The organism is Stenotrophomonas sp. GD04054, from assembly GCF_029836955.1.
Classification (GTDB): Bacteria; Pseudomonadota; Gammaproteobacteria; order Xanthomonadales; family Xanthomonadaceae; genus Stenotrophomonas; species Stenotrophomonas maltophilia_A.
On sequence record NZ_JAOECR010000004.1, the window covers coordinates 20,684 to 39,620 of the forward strand.

22 protein-coding genes are annotated in these 18,937 nt (G+C 65.3%); 12 read left to right on the plus strand and 10 right to left on the minus strand.

The genetic code is table 11. The features are described from left to right. Positions 1-37: 37 nt before the first annotated feature. Entirely contained in the window at positions 38-286 is a 249-nt protein-coding gene (locus N7573_RS03840) for a hypothetical protein (protein WP_049422925.1), read from the minus strand. 182 nt (positions 287-468) lie between these two features. Between N7573_RS03840 and N7573_RS03845 the strand changes: the two genes are divergently transcribed. The 3 genes from N7573_RS03845 (at position 469) to N7573_RS03855 (ending at position 2,794) form a co-directional block, all read left to right on the plus strand. After that, on the plus strand, positions 469-963 hold the full coding sequence (locus N7573_RS03845; RefSeq protein WP_049400797.1) for a lipocalin family protein: 495 nt from the start codon (positions 469-471) through the stop codon (positions 961-963). A 13-nt stretch (positions 964-976) separates the two neighbouring features. Beyond that, a complete protein-coding gene (locus N7573_RS03850) occupies positions 977-2,185 on the plus strand; it encodes an FAD-dependent oxidoreductase (RefSeq protein WP_279913877.1) in 1,209 nt (402 codons plus the stop codon). Positions 2,186-2,311: 126 nt separating this feature from the next. After that, positions 2,312-2,794 (plus strand): hypothetical protein, encoded by a 483-nt coding sequence (locus N7573_RS03855; protein ID WP_049400799.1) that lies wholly within the window; start codon positions 2,312-2,314, stop codon positions 2,792-2,794. Between the two features lie 128 nt (positions 2,795-2,922). Here N7573_RS03855 and N7573_RS03860 read toward each other — a convergent pair whose 3' ends face one another. Next, positions 2,923-3,357, minus strand: coding sequence for a PepSY domain-containing protein (locus tag N7573_RS03860; protein WP_032127132.1), 435 nt, complete (start codon positions 3,355-3,357; stop codon positions 2,923-2,925). 151 nt (positions 3,358-3,508) lie between these two features. Here N7573_RS03860 and N7573_RS03865 point away from each other — a divergent pair, with 151 nt between their 5' ends. From N7573_RS03865 to N7573_RS03875, 3 genes are read left to right on the plus strand one after another with little or no spacing between them, the layout of a single operon-like run. After that, positions 3,509-3,799, plus strand: a complete 291-nt coding sequence (locus N7573_RS03865) for a PepSY domain-containing protein (protein WP_279911973.1) — start codon at positions 3,509-3,511, stop codon at positions 3,797-3,799. Next, entirely contained in the window at positions 3,799-4,458 is a 660-nt protein-coding gene (locus N7573_RS03870) for a response regulator transcription factor (RefSeq protein WP_153854715.1), read from the plus strand. The genes N7573_RS03865 and N7573_RS03870 overlap by 1 nt, the downstream gene beginning before the upstream one ends. After that, positions 4,455-5,783, plus strand: coding sequence for an ATP-binding protein (locus N7573_RS03875; protein WP_110713997.1), 1,329 nt, complete (start codon positions 4,455-4,457; stop codon positions 5,781-5,783). Before N7573_RS03870 ends, N7573_RS03875 begins: the two co-directional genes overlap by 4 nt. A gap of 110 nt (positions 5,784-5,893) precedes the next feature. Here the strand turns inward: N7573_RS03875 and N7573_RS03880 are convergent, their stop codons facing one another. Both N7573_RS03880 and speA read right to left on the minus strand, forming a co-directional pair. Then, positions 5,894-6,214, minus strand: a complete 321-nt coding sequence (locus N7573_RS03880) for a DUF6122 family protein (RefSeq protein WP_005414728.1) — start codon at positions 6,212-6,214, stop codon at positions 5,894-5,896. Between the two features lie 37 nt (positions 6,215-6,251). After that, complete coding sequence (gene speA / locus N7573_RS03885; RefSeq protein ID WP_012512349.1) at positions 6,252-8,141, minus strand: arginine decarboxylase; 1,890 nt, start codon at positions 8,139-8,141, stop codon at positions 6,252-6,254. A 191-nt stretch (positions 8,142-8,332) separates the two neighbouring features. On the opposite strand from speA, the gene speE reads away from it, so the two are divergent. Beyond that, a complete protein-coding gene (gene speE, locus N7573_RS03890) occupies positions 8,333-9,187 on the plus strand; it encodes a polyamine aminopropyltransferase (RefSeq protein ID WP_049400802.1) in 855 nt (284 codons plus the stop codon). A 132-nt stretch (positions 9,188-9,319) separates the two neighbouring features. Here speE and N7573_RS03895 read toward each other — a convergent pair whose 3' ends face one another. Then, entirely contained in the window at positions 9,320-10,225 is a 906-nt protein-coding gene (locus tag N7573_RS03895; protein ID WP_029550749.1) for an aspartyl/asparaginyl beta-hydroxylase domain-containing protein, read from the minus strand. A gap of 436 nt (positions 10,226-10,661) precedes the next feature. On the opposite strand from N7573_RS03895, the gene N7573_RS03900 reads away from it, so the two are divergent. Beyond that, complete coding sequence (locus tag N7573_RS03900) at positions 10,662-11,321, plus strand: RIO1 family regulatory kinase/ATPase (RefSeq protein ID WP_006399523.1); 660 nt, start codon at positions 10,662-10,664, stop codon at positions 11,319-11,321. A gap of 157 nt (positions 11,322-11,478) precedes the next feature. On the opposite strand, the gene N7573_RS03905 is transcribed toward N7573_RS03900, so the two are convergent. After that, positions 11,479-11,817: a P-II family nitrogen regulator gene (locus N7573_RS03905; protein WP_005411374.1), complete on the minus strand. Its 339-nt coding sequence runs from the start codon at positions 11,815-11,817 to the stop codon at positions 11,479-11,481. A gap of 155 nt (positions 11,818-11,972) precedes the next feature. Between N7573_RS03905 and N7573_RS03910 the strand changes: the two genes are divergently transcribed. Continuing rightward, on the plus strand, positions 11,973-12,224 hold the full coding sequence (locus N7573_RS03910; protein WP_049456468.1) for an accessory factor UbiK family protein: 252 nt from the start codon (positions 11,973-11,975) through the stop codon (positions 12,222-12,224). A gap of 124 nt (positions 12,225-12,348) precedes the next feature. Continuing rightward, positions 12,349-12,783 (plus strand): NAD(+)--rifampin ADP-ribosyltransferase, encoded by a 435-nt coding sequence (gene arr / locus N7573_RS03915; protein ID WP_279911972.1) that lies wholly within the window; start codon positions 12,349-12,351, stop codon positions 12,781-12,783. A 261-nt stretch (positions 12,784-13,044) separates the two neighbouring features. Here arr and N7573_RS03920 read toward each other — a convergent pair whose 3' ends face one another. Then, complete coding sequence (locus N7573_RS03920; protein ID WP_049421112.1) at positions 13,045-13,422, minus strand: hypothetical protein; 378 nt, start codon at positions 13,420-13,422, stop codon at positions 13,045-13,047. A gap of 75 nt (positions 13,423-13,497) precedes the next feature. Beyond that, entirely contained in the window at positions 13,498-14,100 is a 603-nt protein-coding gene (locus N7573_RS03925; protein ID WP_121504213.1) for a DUF998 domain-containing protein, read from the minus strand. A gap of 669 nt (positions 14,101-14,769) precedes the next feature. Here N7573_RS03925 and N7573_RS03930 point away from each other — a divergent pair. Together N7573_RS03930 and N7573_RS03935 are read left to right on the plus strand one after the other, a co-directional pair. Beyond that, complete coding sequence (locus N7573_RS03930) at positions 14,770-15,126, plus strand: hypothetical protein (protein ID WP_049421114.1); 357 nt, start codon at positions 14,770-14,772, stop codon at positions 15,124-15,126. Positions 15,127-15,171: 45 nt separating this feature from the next. Further along, complete coding sequence (locus N7573_RS03935; RefSeq protein WP_049400809.1) at positions 15,172-15,666, plus strand: hypothetical protein; 495 nt, start codon at positions 15,172-15,174, stop codon at positions 15,664-15,666. Between the two features lie 735 nt (positions 15,667-16,401). Here N7573_RS03935 and N7573_RS03940 read toward each other — a convergent pair. Both N7573_RS03940 and N7573_RS03945 read right to left on the minus strand, forming a co-directional pair. Then, a complete protein-coding gene (locus tag N7573_RS03940; RefSeq protein ID WP_253146044.1) occupies positions 16,402-17,649 on the minus strand; it encodes an FtsX-like permease family protein in 1,248 nt (415 codons plus the stop codon). After that, positions 17,646-18,899 carry an ABC transporter permease gene (locus N7573_RS03945; protein ID WP_279911971.1) on the minus strand — a complete coding sequence of 418 codons (1,254 nt, stop codon included), beginning with the start codon at positions 18,897-18,899 and terminating at the stop codon, positions 17,646-17,648. The genes N7573_RS03940 and N7573_RS03945 overlap by 4 nt, the downstream gene beginning before the upstream one ends. Positions 18,900-18,937: the final 38 nt, after the last annotated feature.

The window sequence follows — 18,937 nt, forward strand, 5'->3', positions numbered from 1 at the left end:
GTCAAGGGCGGATGGGCGGCCCTGGCAACGTCGAGCATCAGTACTTCAGCCGCAGCTCTTCCACGGCCGGCTGCTGCAGCGCGTACCAGTCCTGGAACTCTTCCTCGGTAATCTCATCGGGCGCATATACCGCCACCGGGTGCCAGTCGTGGTCGGTCGGCAGCGGCTGGCGCGGGCCGGCGCGCAGGCTGTAGGCCACGCCTTCGTAGTCGACCAGGTCATCGACCTGCGGCCACTGTTCGCGTGCGAACGCGGATTCACTCTTCAACAGGATCACCTGGTACATCGGCACCTCCACCTCGGTTGGATCAGGAAAACACGGCGCTGGCAGCAGGATACCGCCACGCCGGTGACAACGGGCGCTCCGCCGGGGCGACGGAACGTTCTGGACACGGCCATCGCCCCGGCTTCACCCGCCCATGGCAAGGCCATCGGCATCGTGGAGGCCCACCCCTGCCACGACCACCGATGACCGAGCACCCGCCGCTGAAAACCGTCGCCGACCTCAAGCTGCCCCGCTACCTGGGCACCTGGTACGAGATCGCACGCCTGCCGATGCGCCATGAACCGGAAGGCTGCACCGACGTGTCGGCGCACTACACCCTGCTCGACAACGGCAACGTCGGCGTCACCAACCGCTGCCGCATGGACGGCGAGGTCGAGGAAGCCACCGGCGAGGCCTGCGCCGTCGACAACGACAGCGCGCGCCTGGAGGTGAGCTTCCTGCCCAAGGGCCTGCGCTGGCTGCCGTTCGCCAAGGGCGACTACTGGGTGATCCAGGTCGCGCCGGACTACAGCGTGGCACTGGTCGGCAGCCCCGATCGCAAGTACCTGTGGCTGCTGGCCCGCGAACCGCAGCTGGACGCTACCGTGCAGGACCATTATCTGGCCGCCGCCCGCCTGCAGGGCTTCGATCTGTCCGAACTGATCCAGACCCCGCATACCGGCCAGCCCACGGCCTGATCAGCACACGGCCATGGACCTGAAGAGCGGTTACCCCTGGTGGGCGGTACGCAATGGATTGATCCAAGCGTTTCCGCCATTGGAAAAGGATCTGCGCTGCGACGTGCTGGTGGTCGGCGGCGGCATCACCGGTGCGCTGATTGCCAACGAACTGTCCCGGCATGGCCACGACGTGGCGGTGATCGAGCAGCGCGACATCGGCTGGGGCAGCACCGCCGCCAGCACCGCGCTGCTGCAGTACGAGATCGATACCTATCTGATGGAGCTGGCCCAACACTATGGCCAGGACGCCGCCGCGCTTGCCTATCGGGCGTGTGCCGAGGCGATTCCGGCCCTGGGCGACGTGGCTCGCGGCCTGAAGGACGTTGATTTCCAGCGCATGGACAGCCTGTACCTGGCCAGCCGCCATCGCGACGTGCCGCGCCTGATGGCCGAAGGTGAGGCACGGCGCGGAATCGGCCTGGATGCCCGCTGGCTGGGCCCGGAGGCACTGCGGAAGCGCTTCGACGTGGACGCCGGCGGTGCCCTGCTCACGCGCCAGGCGGCGCGGGTCGATCCCTATCGCCTGACCTATGCGCTGCTGCAACGCGTGCGCCGGCGCGGCGGCAATGTGCATGACCGTACGGTACTGCACACGCTCACGCCCAGCGCGCGCGGGGTAACCGCCCTCACCGAGGACGGCGCCACGATCCACGCCCGCCACGTGGTGCTGGCAATGGGCTATGCCAACCAACGCTGGCTGCATCAGCGCGTCGCACGCAACCGCAGCAGCTATGCCTTCATCACCGACCCGATCGATGCGGACGTGCTGGGCCGGCTGCGCAACACGATGGTGTGGGAGAGCGCACGCCCCTACCTCTACCTGCGCGCCACCGGCGACCGCCGCCTGCTGGTGGGCGGGCTGGACGACGCCATCGACATCCCCGCCCGCCGCGATCGGCGCGTAGAGCGCAAGGCCGACAAGCTGATGAAACAGCTCCAGCACTGGTTCCCGCGGCTGGATCCGGTGCCCGCCTTCTCCTGGGCCGGCACCTTCGCCGAAACCGCCGACGGCCTGCCGTTCTTCGGCCCGCACGATCAGTGGGGGCCACGGGTGCATTTCGCCATGGCCTACGGCGGCAACGGCATCACTTATTCGATGATCGGCGCCCAGCTGCTGCGGGCCCGGATCGAGCGGCGCAGGCATGCGCTGGAAGGGCTGTTCGGGTTCGGGCGGCTGTGACCTGCAGCCAGGCATGGCCTGGCTCTACCCCAATCCGGCGCCGACAGGCATCATTCAAGCAACCCCTGCTAGCGTCGGCCTGTACCGCCGCGTGTTGCGTGGCCACCTGTCCGCTGGAGCGCCGTCATGATCCGCCCCCTGACCCTGCTGCTGTGCCTGGCCCTGCCGGGAACCGTGCTGGCCCAGTCCGCCGCTGGCGCCACCGCGCCGCAGGCCGCCGGCCTGGACCTGACGCTGCCGCAGGCGCCGATGCGCTACCTCAACGACCCGGCCCTGCAGCAGGACCCGCCGGGCACGTACTACGGTGACAAGAGCGGCCCGCGCGTGCACGACGACGCGAAGATCGCCGACGTCACCGACGACAAGGTCAAAGTGTCCGGCAGCTTCACTACCGGCATCGGCTATTCCAAGAACGGTGGCAACAGCCACTACAACGCCGCCACACTGAACCTGAGCAAGAACTACACCACCGATGAAGGCAAGACCCACGGGGTCAACGTCAACATCCACGTGAGCGAAGGCAAGGGCCCGGGCTTCTACGGCCCGTACGGCGGCTACTACGGCCGCGGCCCGGGCTACTGGGATTACCCGCCGCCGTTTGGCTGGTAAGCGCCGCGTCGGGCCTGGGCCGACCAGGGTCGGCCGCTACCGCTGCGTACGCTTGGTAGGTGTCGACCTTGGTCGACACGCTTTCTCCCCGTGTGCCGGCCAGCGGCCGGCACCTACCGGCACGCGAATCAATCCAGCCAGCCATCGCGCTCGCTGTGCAGGATGCGGCCGTCATAGCCGCTCAGGCGCACGTCCACCTTCTGGTTGCGGGCATTGCGGGCTTCCAGCGACCAGGTCGCACCATCGCGTTCCAGCGAATGGATCTCGCGCAGGCCATGCGCCTGTGCCCGTGCCAGCACCTGCTCGGTGGTCAACAGCGCGCGACCGCTGTGCTCGTCGAAGATCTCGCCGGTCTTGGGGTCAACGTAGACCTCGCTGAAGCGGCCATCGGCGCGGCTCACGTCAGCCTCCCACAGGCCATCATCGCGTTCGATCTCGTGGATCTGGGTGTAGCCGGCCTTGCGCAGGGTCTGTTCGACCTGGGCCATGCCCAGCGGTGCAGCCTGTGCGGCCGGTGCGATGGCCAGCAGAGCAACAGTGGCGAGGGTGAGCGACTTCAACATGGGGGTTCTCCTGTTCGTGTTCGTGGCCGGACCATCCCGGCAACGCCACAATGCACCCCGTGGTTAACAGCTCCTTAGCCGGCACTGTTAGCCAGCTGTTAGTCAGCCCCGGCACACTCACGCCTGTTCGTACAGCCCGCCCTGCGCCCCGATGCTCTCCACCCTGCCCCTGCTGCTGGCCCTGGCCAGCGCCCCGACCACCGCCGCGCCGGCACAGGATCCGGCGCAGCAGGTCGCACGCCGTGCCGTGCAGCAAGGCCGCTATGTGCCGCTGGAAGGCGTGGTGCGCGATGCGCTCCGTCGTTACCCCGGCCAGCTGTTGGAAGTGGAGCTGGACGATGGCGTCTACGAAGTGGAGATCCTGCGCGGCGACGGCGTAGTGGTGGAGCTGGACTATGATGCGCGGAGTGGAAAGCTGCTGAAGACGGAACTGGACGACTGATGCGCATCCTGTTGGCTGAAGACGATGCCGCGCTGGCACAGCGCCTGCTGCCGTTGCTGGAGCAGGCTGGCTACGTGGTCGAGGTGGTCGCCGACGGCCGCCAGGCCGAGGAGATCGGCCAGATCGAGGATCTGCAGGCGGCCATCGTCGACCTGGGCCTGCCCGGGCTGGATGGATTGAGCGTGATCGAGCGCTGGCGCGGCAATGGCCGCAGCTTCCCGGTGCTGATACTGACCGCGCGCGGGCGCTGGCATGACAAGCTGGCCGGCTTTGACGCCGGTGCCGACGATTACCTCACCAAACCCTTCCAGCCCGACGAACTGGTGCTGCGCCTGCGTGCACTGATCCGCCGCAGCCACGGCCACGCCAGCCCACGCCTGCACTGCGGTCCGCTGCAACTGGACGTCAACGCCGGCCGCTTTGAACTGGATGGGCAGGTGTTGCCGCTGAGCCCGCAGGAGTTCCGCGTGTTGAGTTACTTCATCCACCACACCGGCAGCGTGATCAGCCGCGACCGCCTCGGCGAGCAGGTCTTCGAAGGCGGCTACGATCCGGATTCGAACGCGCTGGACGTGCTGCTCGGGCGGTTGCGCCGCAAGCTGGGCATTGAGCTGATCCATACCGTGCGCGGCCAGGGTTGGCGGCTGGCAGAGGCATGAGCGCGCGGCAACCTTCGCTGCGCCGGCGGCTGCTGCTGGTGGCCGGCATCGGCCTGGTGCTGGTCTCGGCACTGGCCAGCGTCCTGCTGGGCGAACTGTTCAAGCGCAGCGCGCATGACCGCCTCGACCACGAACTGCAGCAGGACATGCTGACCCTGCTCGCGCAGGCGGAAGTGGATCCGGAAGGGCAGCTGCGCCTGCGCCAGGAACCGAACGACGCGCGCTTCCAGCGGGTGTTTTCCGGTGCGTACTGGCAGATCGCCGACAGCCAGGGCAAGGTGCTGCTGCAGTCACGCTCGTTGTGGGACCAGACCCTGGCCGCCAGCGCCGATGGCCCGGTCGAACGCAACCTGGGCGGGCCGATGCAGCAATCGCTGCGTGCGCGCGTGCAGCAGGTGCGCCTGCCCCGCGCCACGCAGACCTATGTGGCCGTGGTGGCCAACGACCGCAGTGCGCTGGATGCCGACATCGCCGCATTCCGCCAGCGCAGTGCGTTGGCACTGGGCATCCTGGTTGCGGCCTGGCTGGCGGTGCTGGCCAGCCAGGTGCACTTCGGCCTGCGCCCGCTGCGTGGGCTGGGCCAGCAGCTGGAACGCATCCGCCGTGGCGAGGCCGAACGCATCGACCGCAGCCAGCTGGACCGGGAAATCGCGCCGCTGGCCGATGAGCTCGATGCGTTGCTGGACCACCACCAGCGCATGGTCGCGCGCGCGCGCAGCAGCGCCGAGGACCTGGCACATGCACTGAAGACGCCGCTGAGCGTTCTGGCCGCTGAAGCGCAGGGCGAAGGCCGCGACTGGCGCCGCACCCTGCACGAACAGGGCGCACGCATGCGCGCCAGCATCGACCGCTATCTGGCCGCCGGTCTGGCCGTGGACCATCGCCAGCGCAGCGAGGTGGCCCCGGCTGCCGAAGCACTGTGCCGGCTGATGACCCGCGTGCATGCCGGCCGTCGCATCCGCTTCCAGATGGACGTTGCGCCGGGCCTGGCCTTTGCCGGTGCCAGCACCGACCTGGAAGAAATGCTCGGCAACCTGATGGACAACGCCGGCAAGTGGGCGCGCAGCGAAGTCCGCCTGCGTGCCCTGGCCCAGAACGACCGGCTGCATATCGAGGTGCGCGATGACGGCCCCGGGCTGGACAAGACCAAGCTGGAAAGTGTCCTGCAGCGCGGCGTGCGCCTGGACGAGCGGGTGGAAGGCAGTGGATTGGGCCTGGCGATCGCTGCGGAGATCGCGGCCAGCCACGATGGGTCACTGCGCCTGTCGAATGAAAACCCGGGATTGCGCGCGCGGCTGGAACTGCCGCTGGCGCCGACTGACTGAGTGGAGCCGAGGCATACCCAGGCGCAGCCGAGCGTGGGTTCGCTCTAAAACGGACGATGAGGCAACGGGCTGCTGTAGGGCCGAGCCCATGCTCGGCTCGGCGCGTCCCATCAACGGTGATGCATCCACCAGCAGTCAATCGCGTCCAGCACGATGTGGATGATCAAACCGATGCCGAACAACCGCGTTTTCTTCGGCACGCACAGCCCCACATAGACCGCGATGGCCGGTGCGGTGTGCAAGGGGTGGAACCCGATGCTGCAGCGGTTCGGCGCATAGATCGGATCGGCCAGCAGATGATCCAGGTCGATGATCCAGCCCAGCAGCATCAGCAACCACGCCGAGGCGAAGCGCTTGCGCCAGAACAGCCATGCCAGCAGGGCTGGCACGGCGGCATGCAGGAACAGGTGGAAGATCGCGCGCGCGCTCATCGGCAACGGCGGCGCCGGGCAAACCCGGCGCCGTCCATCAGACCAGCGGTTCGTCGGACAGGTAGGTGTAACCGGTCAGGCCGGCTTCCAGCGCCTCCGACAACTCCTGCGCGCGTTCCGGCGACAGCTGCGCCTCGGCCACGCGCTGCGCATAGGTGGCGCGCAGTTCGTCCAGGCGGTAACCCACGTAATCCAGCATCACGTCGGTGGTGTCGCCACGGCGCTGCTGGGTGATGGCATAGCCATCGGCGTCGGCCAGCACTTCCACCGCGTCGGTATCGCCGAACAGGTTGTGGATGTCGCCCAGGATTTCCTGGTAGGCGCCGACCATGAAGAAGCCGATGCGGTAGCTCTCGCCCGGCTTCATCTTGTGCAGCGGCAGCGAGCTGTCCAGGCTCTCGTTCTCGACATAGGTTTCCACCATGCCGTCCGAGTCGCAGGTCATGTCGGCGATGATGCCGCGACGGTCCGGGGTTTCGTCCAGGCGCTCGATCGGCACGATCGGGAACACCTGGTCGATCGCCCACACGTCCGGGATCGATTCGAACACGCTGAAGTTGACGAAGTACTTGTCGACCAGGCGCTCGTTCAGTTCGTCCAGCACCGGGCGATGGCTCTTCTCGTCGTAGCTCAGGCGCGCACGCACGCCATGGGCGATGGCGTAGAACAGATCGTCGATGCGCGCACGCTGCGGCAGGTCGATCTGGCCCAGCGCATAGCTGGCCAGGCCTTCGGCGTGGAAGTGCTGTGCTTCCTGGAACAGCTCCACCGCCGGGCGCACGTCCAGCTCGTCGTGGATCTCGCGCAGGTGGCGGATCGCCGCCGGCTCGTCGTCGTGCTGGTCCGGCACGCGGCCTTCCTGCGCCTCCTCCACTTCCGAGACGTTGGCGATCAGCACCGCGTGGTGCGCGGTCATCGCGCGGCCGCACTCGGTGACGATGCGCGGCGGGGTCAGGCCGAACTCTTCGCAGGCATTGGCCAGCGGCTGCACGATGTTGCTGGCATAGGAATGCAGGCCGTAGTTGATCGAGCAGAAGCTGCGCGAACGGGTGCCTTCGTAATCCACGCCCAGGCCACCGCCCACATCGACGTGGGTGATCTTCGCGCCCAGGCGCGACAACTCCACGAAGTAGCGGGTGGCTTCGCGCATGCCGTTGGCGATGTCGCGCACGTTGGAGATCTGCGAACCCATGTGGAAGTGAAGCAGGTTCAGGCAGTCGGCGTACTCGGTGTCACGCAGCGACTTCCACAGGTCCAGCAGCTGGCGCGGCGACAGGCCGAACTTGGCCTTGTCGCCACCGCTGTTCTGCCACTTGCCGGCGCCCAGCGAGGCCAGGCGCATGCGCACGCCCAGGCCCGGCTTCACGTCCAGCGCCTTGGACTCTTCCAGCACCAGCTTCAGTTCGGAAGGCTTCTCGATGACGATGAAGGTCTGCAGGCCCAGCTTGCGGCCAATCAGGGCCAGGCGGATGTACTCGCGGTCCTTGTAACCGTTGCAGACGATCAGGCCACCCGGGCGCGACAGCGCCAGCACGGCCATCAGCTCGGGCTTGCTGCCTGCTTCCAGGCCAAAGCCTTCGCCGTGGTGGCTGGCCAGGGTGCCGGCCACGCCGCGGGTCTGGTTGACCTTGATCGGGTACACGGCGGTGTAGCCGCCGCTGTACTCCCAGTCCTGCTGGGCCTGGCCGAAGGCCGCCTGCAGCTTGCCCAGGCGCTGGCCGAGGATGTCCGGGAAGCGCACCAGCAACGGCAGCTTGGCGCCGGCCGCACGGGCCGCGTCGACCACCTTGGGCAGCGACACCACCGGGCCGTCCGCCCCGGTCGGTCTCACCACCATGTGCCCGGCCTGATCCACGTCGAAGTAACCGTCCGCCCAATGCGGGATCGAGTAGGTCTTGCGGGCTTGGTCGAGGGACCAATCGGTCATTTCAGTCGGCCTTGTTGGCAATAAAAGGGGGGGCATGATAACGCCTATATGCCCACAGGTTCGTTATCATGCGCGCCCGCGCCCGTGACAGGTTTCAACCTGAACGGGCCGATCCGTCCGGATGTGGCATCTGTGCCACGCGGCCCCGCCCGCCAGCCCGGCTTCACCTCTCCGAACAGGACTGTTTTCAAATGACTGACAGCAACAACTGGTACATCGAGCACTTCGAGCGCACCGGCTCGGCCATCGGCTACCGCATCACCGGCAAGCTGGACGAGGTGCAGTCGCCGTTCCAGAAGATCGAGATCTTCCAGACCACCGACTGGGGCAACCTGATGACCATCGACGGGGCCATCATGCTGACCAGCAAGGACAACTTCTTCTACCACGAGATGATCAGCCACCCGGTGCTGTTCACCCACGCCGCGCCCAAGCGCGTGGTGATCATCGGTGGCGGCGACTGCGGCACCCTGCGCGAAGTGCTCAAGCACACCGGCGTGGAGAGCGTGACCCAGTGCGATATCGACGAGCAGGTCACGGTGATGGCGCGCAAGCACTTCCCGGAACTGTGCGACTCCAACGACGACGCCCGCGCCGAGCTGCTGTTCGACGACGGCGTGGCCTACATGGCCAACTGCCCGGCCGGCAGCGTGGACGTGGTGATCGTCGATTCGACCGACCCGGTCGGCCCCGGCGAAGGCCTGTTCAACAAGGCCTTCTACGAGAGCTGCTTCAAGGCCCTGAAGGACGACGGCATCCTGGTGCAGCAGTCCGAGTCGCCGCTGATGCAGCTGGACCTGATCAACGAAATGCGCACCGAGATGGGCAAGGCCGGCTTCGGCTCGTTCAAGACCCTGCCGTTCCCGCAGCCGTGCTACCCCACCGGCTGGTGGAGCGTGACCATGGCGCGCAAGGGCGACAGCAGCTTCGACTTCCGCCAGGCCGACTCGGCCGCCAAGACCTTCAACACCCTGTACTACACCGCCGCGCTGCACACCGGCGTGCTGGTGACCCCGCCGTTCGTGCAGGCGGCACTGAAGGGTTGATCCAACAAAAAACCCGCGCTGGCAACAGCGCGGGTTTTTGCTTTCTGTAGAGTCGAGCCATGCTCGACTGCTCTTCTGCAGGGCTACCGCGATCTGACCGAAATGCAGTCGAGCATGGCTCGACTCTACAATTCAAAGCGCCCAGATACCCGCGATCACCGCCACCACCAGGCCCCACTTGATGACCTGGTAAGCCACCACGCTGCGCTCACGCAGCGCCTTGGCCTTCAGGCGCACCTTGTAGACGCTGCCAAAGGCCTTGTTGACGCCACCGGTCGGGTCACCCGGCAGGTTCGGCGAGGCACCACCGGCCAGCAGCGTGGCCGCCACCGCGCGGTTGAACAGGCCCGGCAGGCCGAAGCGCAGCGGGCGGGCGATGTCGCAGAACAGGATCACGCGATCATCCGGCGTCTCGTTGTGCGCGTGGTGGATGTAGGTCTCGTCGAACATCATCCACTCGCCGTCGCGCCAGCTCTTCTTGATGCCGTCCACTTCGATGTAGCAGCCGTCGTTGTTGGGCGTGGCCAGGCCCAGGTGCAGGCGCAGCGAACCGGCGAACGGGTCGCGGTGCGGGCGCAGTTCGCTGCCCGAAGGCAGCTGCGCGAACATCGCCGCACGCACGTCCGGCAGCGACTCCAGCAGCGCGGTGGTCTTGGGACACATCGCCTTCGCCGACGGGTGCGACGGGCCGTACCACTTCAGGTAGAAGCGCTTCCAGCCACGGCGGAAGAACGAGTTGAAGCCGGCGTCGTTGAACGTGCTGGACGCAGCGATCTTCTGTGCATCGCGCAGCGCCAGCGCCTCGTCGCGGATCATCTGCCAGTTCTGGCGCAGCGGCTCCAGCTGCGGGAATTCCTTGGCCGGGTCCAGGAACGGCGTGGTCGGCACCTTCGAGAACATGTACATGACCACGTTGATCGGGGCCATGAAACTGGAGTGGTCCAGCAGCTGGCGCGACCAGCGCGCGCGGACCTTGCCACGGAAGTGGATGTACAGCACGCAGGCGACGAACAGCGCTGCAATGACGATTTTGATGATCAAAACACTTTCCTCCAGCCGCAGCCGGAACGGGAATCAGGGCGATGCACGGCCGGACGGCCAGCACCGGTGGGGACCGCGGCAGGGGACGGGGACGTGCCAGGAAGGGGCGGCCGCCGATGTCGCGAATTAACAGCTTATGGTCGGCAGGCCGTGCGTCGGGGTCAAGCTGGACGTGCGTGACGTTCAGCGGGCCGCGGATGAACGAAATAGAGCGAAACGCAACCTATTGATTCTGAAAGAATCACCGACAAAGTGAGACAGAATTGTCCGATTGGGCGCGACGAACTGTTCCAGCCACGACCCCGACATTTCTCCGACAAATCGTGGAATAGCGAACTGGCGAGTACTAAAATTAACGAAAACTTAGTAACTCCCTGTAACACCGGTTCGCTTGACGCTTTGCGCCACCCACCGGGTCGTCCGAGACCCCGACATGTATCTTCCCGCGCTGCCCCCCTCCTCCTGCGGCGATGACGCCGCCACCCCGCTGCTGCTCAAGCGCGGCGAACGCTTCCTGGCCCCCGACGTCTACCGTACCTGCCTGGACGGGCGCGAGGCGGTCATCAAGGACTATTCCCGCTACCGCGGCACTCCCGTTTCGCTGATCGCGCGGCTGATGGTGCGCCGTGAAGCCCGCATGCTACAGCGCCTCGGCGGCTGGAAGCATGCCCCCGCGCTGCTCGGCACCCTCGGTGGCCTGGCGCTGGGCATGGAGTTCATTCCCGGCCAGACCCTGAGCACCGCACAGGCCGTGGGCAATGAAGTGTTCGAGCAGCTGCAGCACGCGCTCAGCCGCCTGCACGCCGCCGGCATCACCCACAACGACCTGCATGGCACCAACGTGGTGGTCAGCAGCGGCGTACCGGTGCTGCTGGACTTCACCTCGGCCTGGCGGGCCCCGCGTTGGCTGCGCCGCAACCCGCTGAGCCGGCAGATGCGCCGCAGCGACATGAAGAACCTGCTGAAGATCCGCCAGCGCGTAACCGGCCAAGCGCCGAGTGCCGCGCAGGCCGCACTGGTGGCCGACCCGGGTTGGGTGGCGGCGGTGCGGCAGGGCTGGAAGCGGTTCTATACGTGGGCGAAGCGCCGGTAAATGCTTTGCTTTGGTAGGGGTCGAGCTTGCTCGACCGCTTTACCGCTCTTTGTAGAGTCGAGCTTGCTCGACTGAAGCGCAGAGCAGTCGAGCAAGCTCGACTCTACAAAGAGCAAGCCGAGCATCGGCTCGGCTCTACAACATCCTGCCGAACGGGTTACAACGCGTCCGCGTCCAGCTCACCGGTACGAATACGCACCACGCTGCCCAGGTCGTACACGAACACCTTGCCGTCACCAATCTTCCCGGTCCCGGCGGCCTTCACGATCGCCTCAACCACCGCCTCAACCTGGTCATCGGTCACCGCCACTTCCAGCTTCACCTTCGGCAGGAAATCGACCACATACTCCGCGCCGCGGTACAGCTCGGTATGACCCTTCTGGCGACCAAAGCCCTTCACTTCCGTCACCGTGATCCCGGTGACCCCACGCTCGGCCAGCGCTTCGCGCACGTCGTCAAGCTTGAACGGCTTGATCACCGCCATGACCATCTTCATCGTCTATCTCCTGTCTTCCGGCGTGGAGGATAGCGCCTGAACGCGGCCCGTGCGAAGCCGCCGCCGCCTGTCCGGGCGATGGGTGCCGGCAGTATCCTTGTGCCCGAATGGCCTGCCCGCGCCGGATGCACGGGCCCACCCCCACGGAGCACCCCATGATCGACCTGAACCACATCGATGACCTCGCCCGTCGCCTCAGCGACCTGGTGCCGCCGGGCCTGCGCGAATCGCGCGAGGAACTGCAGGCCACCTTCAAGAGCGCGCTGCAGGCCGGCCTGGCCAAGCTCGACCTGGTCACCCGCGAGGAGTTCGAAGTGCAGCGCGCCGTGCTGCTGAAAACCCGCGAGAAGCTGGATGCGCTGGAAACCGCCGTGCGTGAACTGGAAGGGCGCGGCGCCGCAGAATAAAAAAGGAGGCGCACCGCGCCTCCCACTACAGAGTATTTCCCGGATGGGGCCTTGCAGCAAGGCCCACCGGGCGCCCTAGACTCGCCGGCCTGTCGATCCGGCAGGACACGCAGGGGCAGTGCCGATGGCGCAGGACACCGAATGGACACCCGTTTCGCATGACACCTGCCACCAGGTTGCCGGGCCGTTCTATCACGGCACCCGCGCTGACCTCGCGGTGGGCGAACTGCTGAGCGCGGGCTTTCGCTCCAACTATCGCGACAGTGTGGTGATGAACCACATCTACTTCACCACGATTGCCAAGGGCGCCGGGCTGGCTGCGGAGATGGCCAAAGGTGAGGGGCGGCCGCGCGTGTATGTGGTGGAGCCGACCGGGCCGTTTGAGGACGATCCGAACGTGACCAACAAGAAGTTTCCCGGGAACCCGACGCGGTCGTATCGGAGTGCGCAGCCGTTGCGGGTGGTTGGGGAGATTGTTGAGTGGGAAGCCTACGACGCGGAGTTCGTTCGGCAGTTGAAGGCGTTTGTTGCTTCCGGGAGTGGGGAGATCATCAATTGATGGAGGAAGACGCCGCCGGGGCACGTCGGCGTCTTCCTATCAACACGCTCGTGTGGCCCTTATCCGCGAATCGTGCCACACGGCATCTCATCCTCCAGTCGTCTCATCGCGGCGACCGCACCGGTATCACCTCAATCCGCAGGCTGTCCCTGGTCAGGCCAACCGATTCCGGATGAATCACCACTCCGCCCGGCTTCCCGTGTCGAACCCGCCGATTCCTTCTGCCGAGGAATCCGAAGATGCCAGCACCACCATCAGCACCTAGCTGGAGCGCATCATCGACCCAATGACGAACGCCGCAGTCAGGCCCGCCCAGGACAGTACCGCCACGACAATCAGCAACACCTTCCGATGCATCGCCTGCGCCTCGTGCCGATAGGGCGCCTTGCGGTCGTACGGCCTGATCAGCCCGAACAGCTCGCCAGGGACGGTCAGCGCTCCCAGCAGCAACAGGGCAAGCATGCAGAACCCGAACAGCGTTCCAACGTCGCCCACCCGGGCGGCGTCGGTTGCGGTATGGGAATGACCGGCAAGGGCTTCGAAGAACGTCCCGACCCAGCCGGCCAACAGCCCGGCCAGGATCCCGACGAACCCCAGATGACTGAAAAGATGCACCCAGAAGCGGGCTGGAAGCTTCATCGCGTGAGGTCCTTCATCCAGTCAGAAGTAGTGGGCCGTCCACCAATTGAACACATCAACCCGCATGTGTGCCCATCAGTGCTCGAGGTGCGTCTTCAGCTCGTTGGAATCCCTTCGCAGCAGGTACAGCGCCACCAGGAATGGCCACAGCGAGTTGATCGACGAGAACAGCCGCTGTGTCAGCCCTCTGAAGCCATCCGGGTCCGCTCCCACCACGTTCAACCAGAGATAGACGATTCCCCCGACGCTCACCATAGCGGTCACGGCATAGGCCCTGCGGTTGGCAGACCACGCGCTCAACTCGATGTGCGACATCGCCGGTGCAATGATGTTTGCGATGCCGATGGTGTAGAAGCCGTGCATCGGATGGCCCATGGGCCAGAGCCCGTTGGTCAGCATGGAGATGCCAAAGATCATCCAGCAGATCGCTCCTAGGGCAATCCGGCGACCGGACTCCCGCCATACACCGATGGAGAACGCCACGAAACCCACACCGGAGCCGATAGCCGCGATCCTGCCGCAGATGCTTGCAAGCGTTGGCGCCTGCAGCAGCTCGCTGGCGTGCTGTGCAAGCGGGTTGTAGCCCGGTGCAAACACGGCGGCAACGCTGGTCCAGAACAGGAACCACGGAAGCGGGACCAGACCGGCGGAAAGGAGAAGTCGATTGCGGCGTAGCACGCACAGTGATCCTTGTTTTGGCCTGCGCCAGTGGGTGGAATCCGTTCAAACGCCGCAGAGCCTTCCTGCTCCGGGCAGGACAGTTCCGGGTGACTACAGCAGTAGTCAGATTCTGCGTGACGCCCTGTGGGGTCAATAGGCAAAAAGTCACTCATGCATGGAGGCGAAGTACGCGGCACTCATCAGCTGCCCTCGCACCGGTTCCTTCGCAATGGCGATCACACATTGCCGTCGGCCCGATGTTGTCGCATTTGCCGTGCCTTGCGTCTCTGGTGGAAGGTTCTGACGACTCCGTTCCAGAAGTGCCGCTGCGCCTAGCACGCCAACGCTCTCGCCGCTTCCGGCGCTATGCGACAATGCCAAAAGCGTCTCGGGTTTTGGCGGCATTGCCCCCTACCCGTTGGCATTCCGAACAGCAGCAGGTAATCGTTACTGTGCCACCGTGCATCGGTGGTCGGGACTCGAAAACCCGGATTGCTAGACGTAAGTTTGCGCTTGCCAGCCGGCATCACCTCGCGTGGTGCCGGCTGGCAATCCGTCTGCCGGCTATGGCGGGCGGGGCGTGGGGGTCTTGTACCCGCCGGTTTTGTCTAGCAACCGGTTTTCGAGCCACGCCCTGTCCGCCACCTTTATCGGTGGCGGCTTCCGCCTGCATGCACGGAGCCCGCCATGACCACGCCGCACTCCCCGCCCCCGCGTCCCATCCAGGAAGCGCGCTCGAACGCTCCAGCCCCGGACCCGAACAGCCTCATCGCCATCCTGCACGCCATCGGCGCGGGCGCTGCGGCCGATGGCCAGCCCTGGCCCGAGCGGCACCATCTACGCAGCCGGCAAATGGCGCTGTCCGACGCCGACTGCGCGCTCACCGGCCAACGCATCGTGCAGGAGATCCTGCTGGCGGCCGAGCGCACGCGCCAGAACGGTGAGCCCGAGCAGTACGTGGGCGACCGGGTGATGGAGGGGCTGGTGATGGCCGATCTGGCGCTGACCGCCTACATCCACGAGCGAATGCGACCCAAGGACTGAGCGCGCTTATTGCGCGGAGTTTTCTGCCTGTGTGCGGGGTGACGAATGAAGATGCACGGCCTTGCCGCTGCAGCGGTGTGCATCGCGGTGATCGGCGCGATGTGGGTGGAGTGGCCCGAGCCAGCGGGCGATCAGGTGTGGGCCTACCAGAAGCTGCGGCCGGCCGATTACCGCCAGCTGCGCAGTGATGCGCTCGGCTTCGTTACCGCGAAGGCATACGAGGGCTTTGAACTGCACGCGCGCCATGCCGGAGCGACGTCCTTCGAGATCCGGTGCAAGGGCGTGCTGGTGATGGACGTGGAGAATGCGCCCTCGCGCGTGCTGATCCGGATGTCCGCAGATGCACTTACGCGGGCGCCGGATATCGAACGCCTGCGTCTCAGTTTCGAGCGATGGTGGGACTACCACCAGAGCCAGGTCGGGTTGCTGGTGGAGAGTGCAGGAACCTCGTGGATCGAAGCGCTGTTTCGACGCTTCAATGAGTACGTGCCTGATGAGCAGCGTTGTTTGTTGAGGACCGCGGGCCGCCCTTGGTCGTAATCCCTCTAGCCGCTTCGCCAGCGACTCACAACGTCAGCCCGCGGAGTGCCCGTCGCGCCATCGAGCGTTCTCTGTCTACCCTCCGCAGATCATCAAATTGGGCTCCGTCGCATTAAACGAATTGCGACGCCGTCATCGATCAGATTCGCTTCCGGCCAGAGGCTGACCTCTCCGGGTACTCGACGAACCCGGCATCACACGTAGCAATCCTACCGTCCTGTGATCCTGGCCTGATGCTCGAGCATCAGGGGCAGCGCCGACATCATGGGCGGTCCGTACTAACGGAAACGGAGCCGTCCTCCCTCAGCCGGACGCTTACATAAACATCTGGCGGAGGTATCTGATTGATCGAAGCCCCCGCGGGAAGGATCTCCCAACTGGTGACCGAGCCGCAGACTGTTTTATGAGTCAACCTGCGACTATCCAACGCCCGTCTGGAAAGCTCGGCAACAACCACTTCTGGTGGGTGGCGATCAAAGCCCTTGTCGGCAGTGCAGGTCTTTCCACTCTGACCCATGGGATACGTTGAACTCTCCACCTCGTCCCTGCACCCCAGCAGACCCAGGATGAGCGAGAGGAGGGTTAGTATCCGAATGCATCGCATTGCCGGTTACTCCTTTCTTCCACTGCCCTGTTATACGCCTTGTCTATCGCAACTCCTCCGAGTCGCCATCGCGTAGCCGTAAGGAACGGTGCTTTGGCGCGAGCACTGGCCGGATGACAGACCCGTCCGGGTCAGGCGCTGCGCAGGATCGCCACCGGGGCTTCTTTGGCTGCTCGTCGGGCCGGAACAAATGCTGCGGCCTGGCCCAACAGAAGCACGGTCAGTACGCCAATGGCGAGAAATGGCGTCTCGATCCTGGCCACCTCGTAGTACCGGGCCACGGCCATGTTCAGGCCGATGGCCAGTACGGTGCCGACAACAGACCCGGTGGCGGTGAGAATCAGGTTCTCCACCAGGAAGTACCGGAGGATGTCGGATTTCCGGGCACCCAATGCGCGCCGGATACCGATCTGACGATACCGCTTGCGAACCCAGAAGCTGGCCAGTCCGTACACGCCCGTAGCCGTTACCACCAACAGCGCCAACCCGGAGCTCAGGAACATTATCGCCATGGTCTGATCGTGGCGGAAGTAGTCGGCGCGCAGTTCCCGGAACGAGGTGCTGCGGGCGATGGTGCGGTTTGCGTCGCGCTGCGACAAGGCCGCCTCACTGGACGCAATCACATCCGCCACCCGCCCATCCGCGGCACGGATGGCGAACATCACGCGAGGCCCGTCCGGAATCAGCGGCAGGATGAGTGACATGTCATTGTCTGCATCGGTCTTCAGAACAGGCCGGGAAAGCGACTTGACGATGCCGACCACCTGGATGGGATGCTGCGCATCGGCATACAGGAACTTGCCGACTGCGCCGCCTTCCGGAAACAGCTTGTCTGCCAGTGCCTGCGAGACAACGGCCTCGCTTGCCTTGTAGAGCCCGGCATAGTCGGCGCTGGCCTCCATCGGCACGAACGCTCCCGCAGACAGGTCACGGCCGGCAACAAGGGTCAGGCCCAACACCTGGACTGCTGGCGAAGATGCCGTGTAGACAGTCGGCTCTGCCTCGACGATACCGGAGATGTCATTGCCTTCAAGCACCTTGTTGGTGAATCCCACCGACCAGCTGCGCTGGGAAAGGGGAAGCGACTCTGCTGCGACTACCTGTTCGACGCCTGGCTGTTGCCGGATGGCCTCCAGGTCGGTCCTGATCGAGGCTGCAGGGTTGGCTGCTGCAGGCCCCAGGTACTCGGTCTCGATGACGCCCAGGTTCGCCTCTTCCAGGCCCGTCTTGTAGGTGAGGGTTCCCAGCCGCTCGGACAGCAGAAACGCAAGGTTCGTCACGCACGCGGTGGCAACCAGCACCTGCACCAGAAGAATGGACGCGATGACGCGGTTGCGGGTGAGCGCGCGGACGACAAGGGGAACTTCTGCAATGCTCATTCTGACGCCTTGATCTGCATGGCCAGACGGCCCGAGGTAGCGCGCAGCGCAGGGAAGAACGCAGCGATCACGCTGGAGACACACGCCAGGCCCATGGTGAGAGCGGCCATGCTGAGATCCATGTTGGCCAGCGAGGCGTAGTCTTCCGGCTGCGTCCGCACAAGGTGGAGGCCGGCCTCTGCAACGATCAACCCTACCGCCCCGCCCAAGCCGCCGATGATCAGTGCTTCAGTGCAGAGCTGATAGATGACGTCCTGCCGACGCGCACCCAGCGCCCGACGGACCGATATTTCATGGGACCGGCGGATGAAGCGGGCGAAGATCAAGGCACTCATGTTCAGCAGGCAAACGATCAGGAACCCCAGGCACAGCGCCAACTGCAGCTTCACCTCGTTGGGGATGATGCGATGCTCGACCAGGAAGTCCTTCAGGGACACCATCCGCGGTGCAGTTGTCCTGTCAAACCTTCCCGCCTGGTGCTGTGCACGTGCGTAGTTGCCCAGGAAGCGCTCGTACTGCTCGACACTGGCCGCGTCAGGCAACTCCGCCCAGAACTGGATCCACGACGTGCGAGCGTCCTGCAGGCGATTGGGGGATTTGTCACCACTCCATGAAAAGACGCTGTTGGTCACCGTCATCTGCATCTCTGCCGCGACACCTAACGGTATGAAGAAGTCTTCGCGTCCCTTGAACACGTCCTGCTGAAGGTCCGTATAGAACCGTGGGCGCGGGCTCCACGGACCGGCAACACCCACCACCGTGAATGCCTGGCCACCCAGCCGAACCGTCGTACCCACCAGGCCTTCACCGCCCAAATGAGCAGCCAGATCCTGACCCAGCACGACAACCCGGGCGCGGGCAGCATCATCTTCACGCGTCCAGGCCCTGCCCTGCACCACTGGGATGCCGAACATGGCAAACGCATCCGCAGTGACATACTGCCCTTGCGTGAAGAATGGAATCTGCACGCTGCGCTGCGCATCCACCAATAGACGAGCAGATGCCAGCGCGGCCTGATGGGAGGCCGGGGCCTGCCGCAGCAGGTTCTGGGCATCTACCCAGGTAAGGGCCACCCGCGGGTCCATGCCAGGCCTGACGTCGTAGGAGGTGGGGAGTGCGTCGATGAAGGGGTGATAGAGATGCTCGCTTCGCCCCGGCAGTGGATCCCACGTCATTGTCCGCACGACGGTCAACATCGTCATGCTCGCGCCAATGCCCAACCCCAGCGCCAGGATCAGCGCGGCGCTCATTCCCTTGGTTTCCAGAAGCCTTGTGCGGGCCAGCGCAA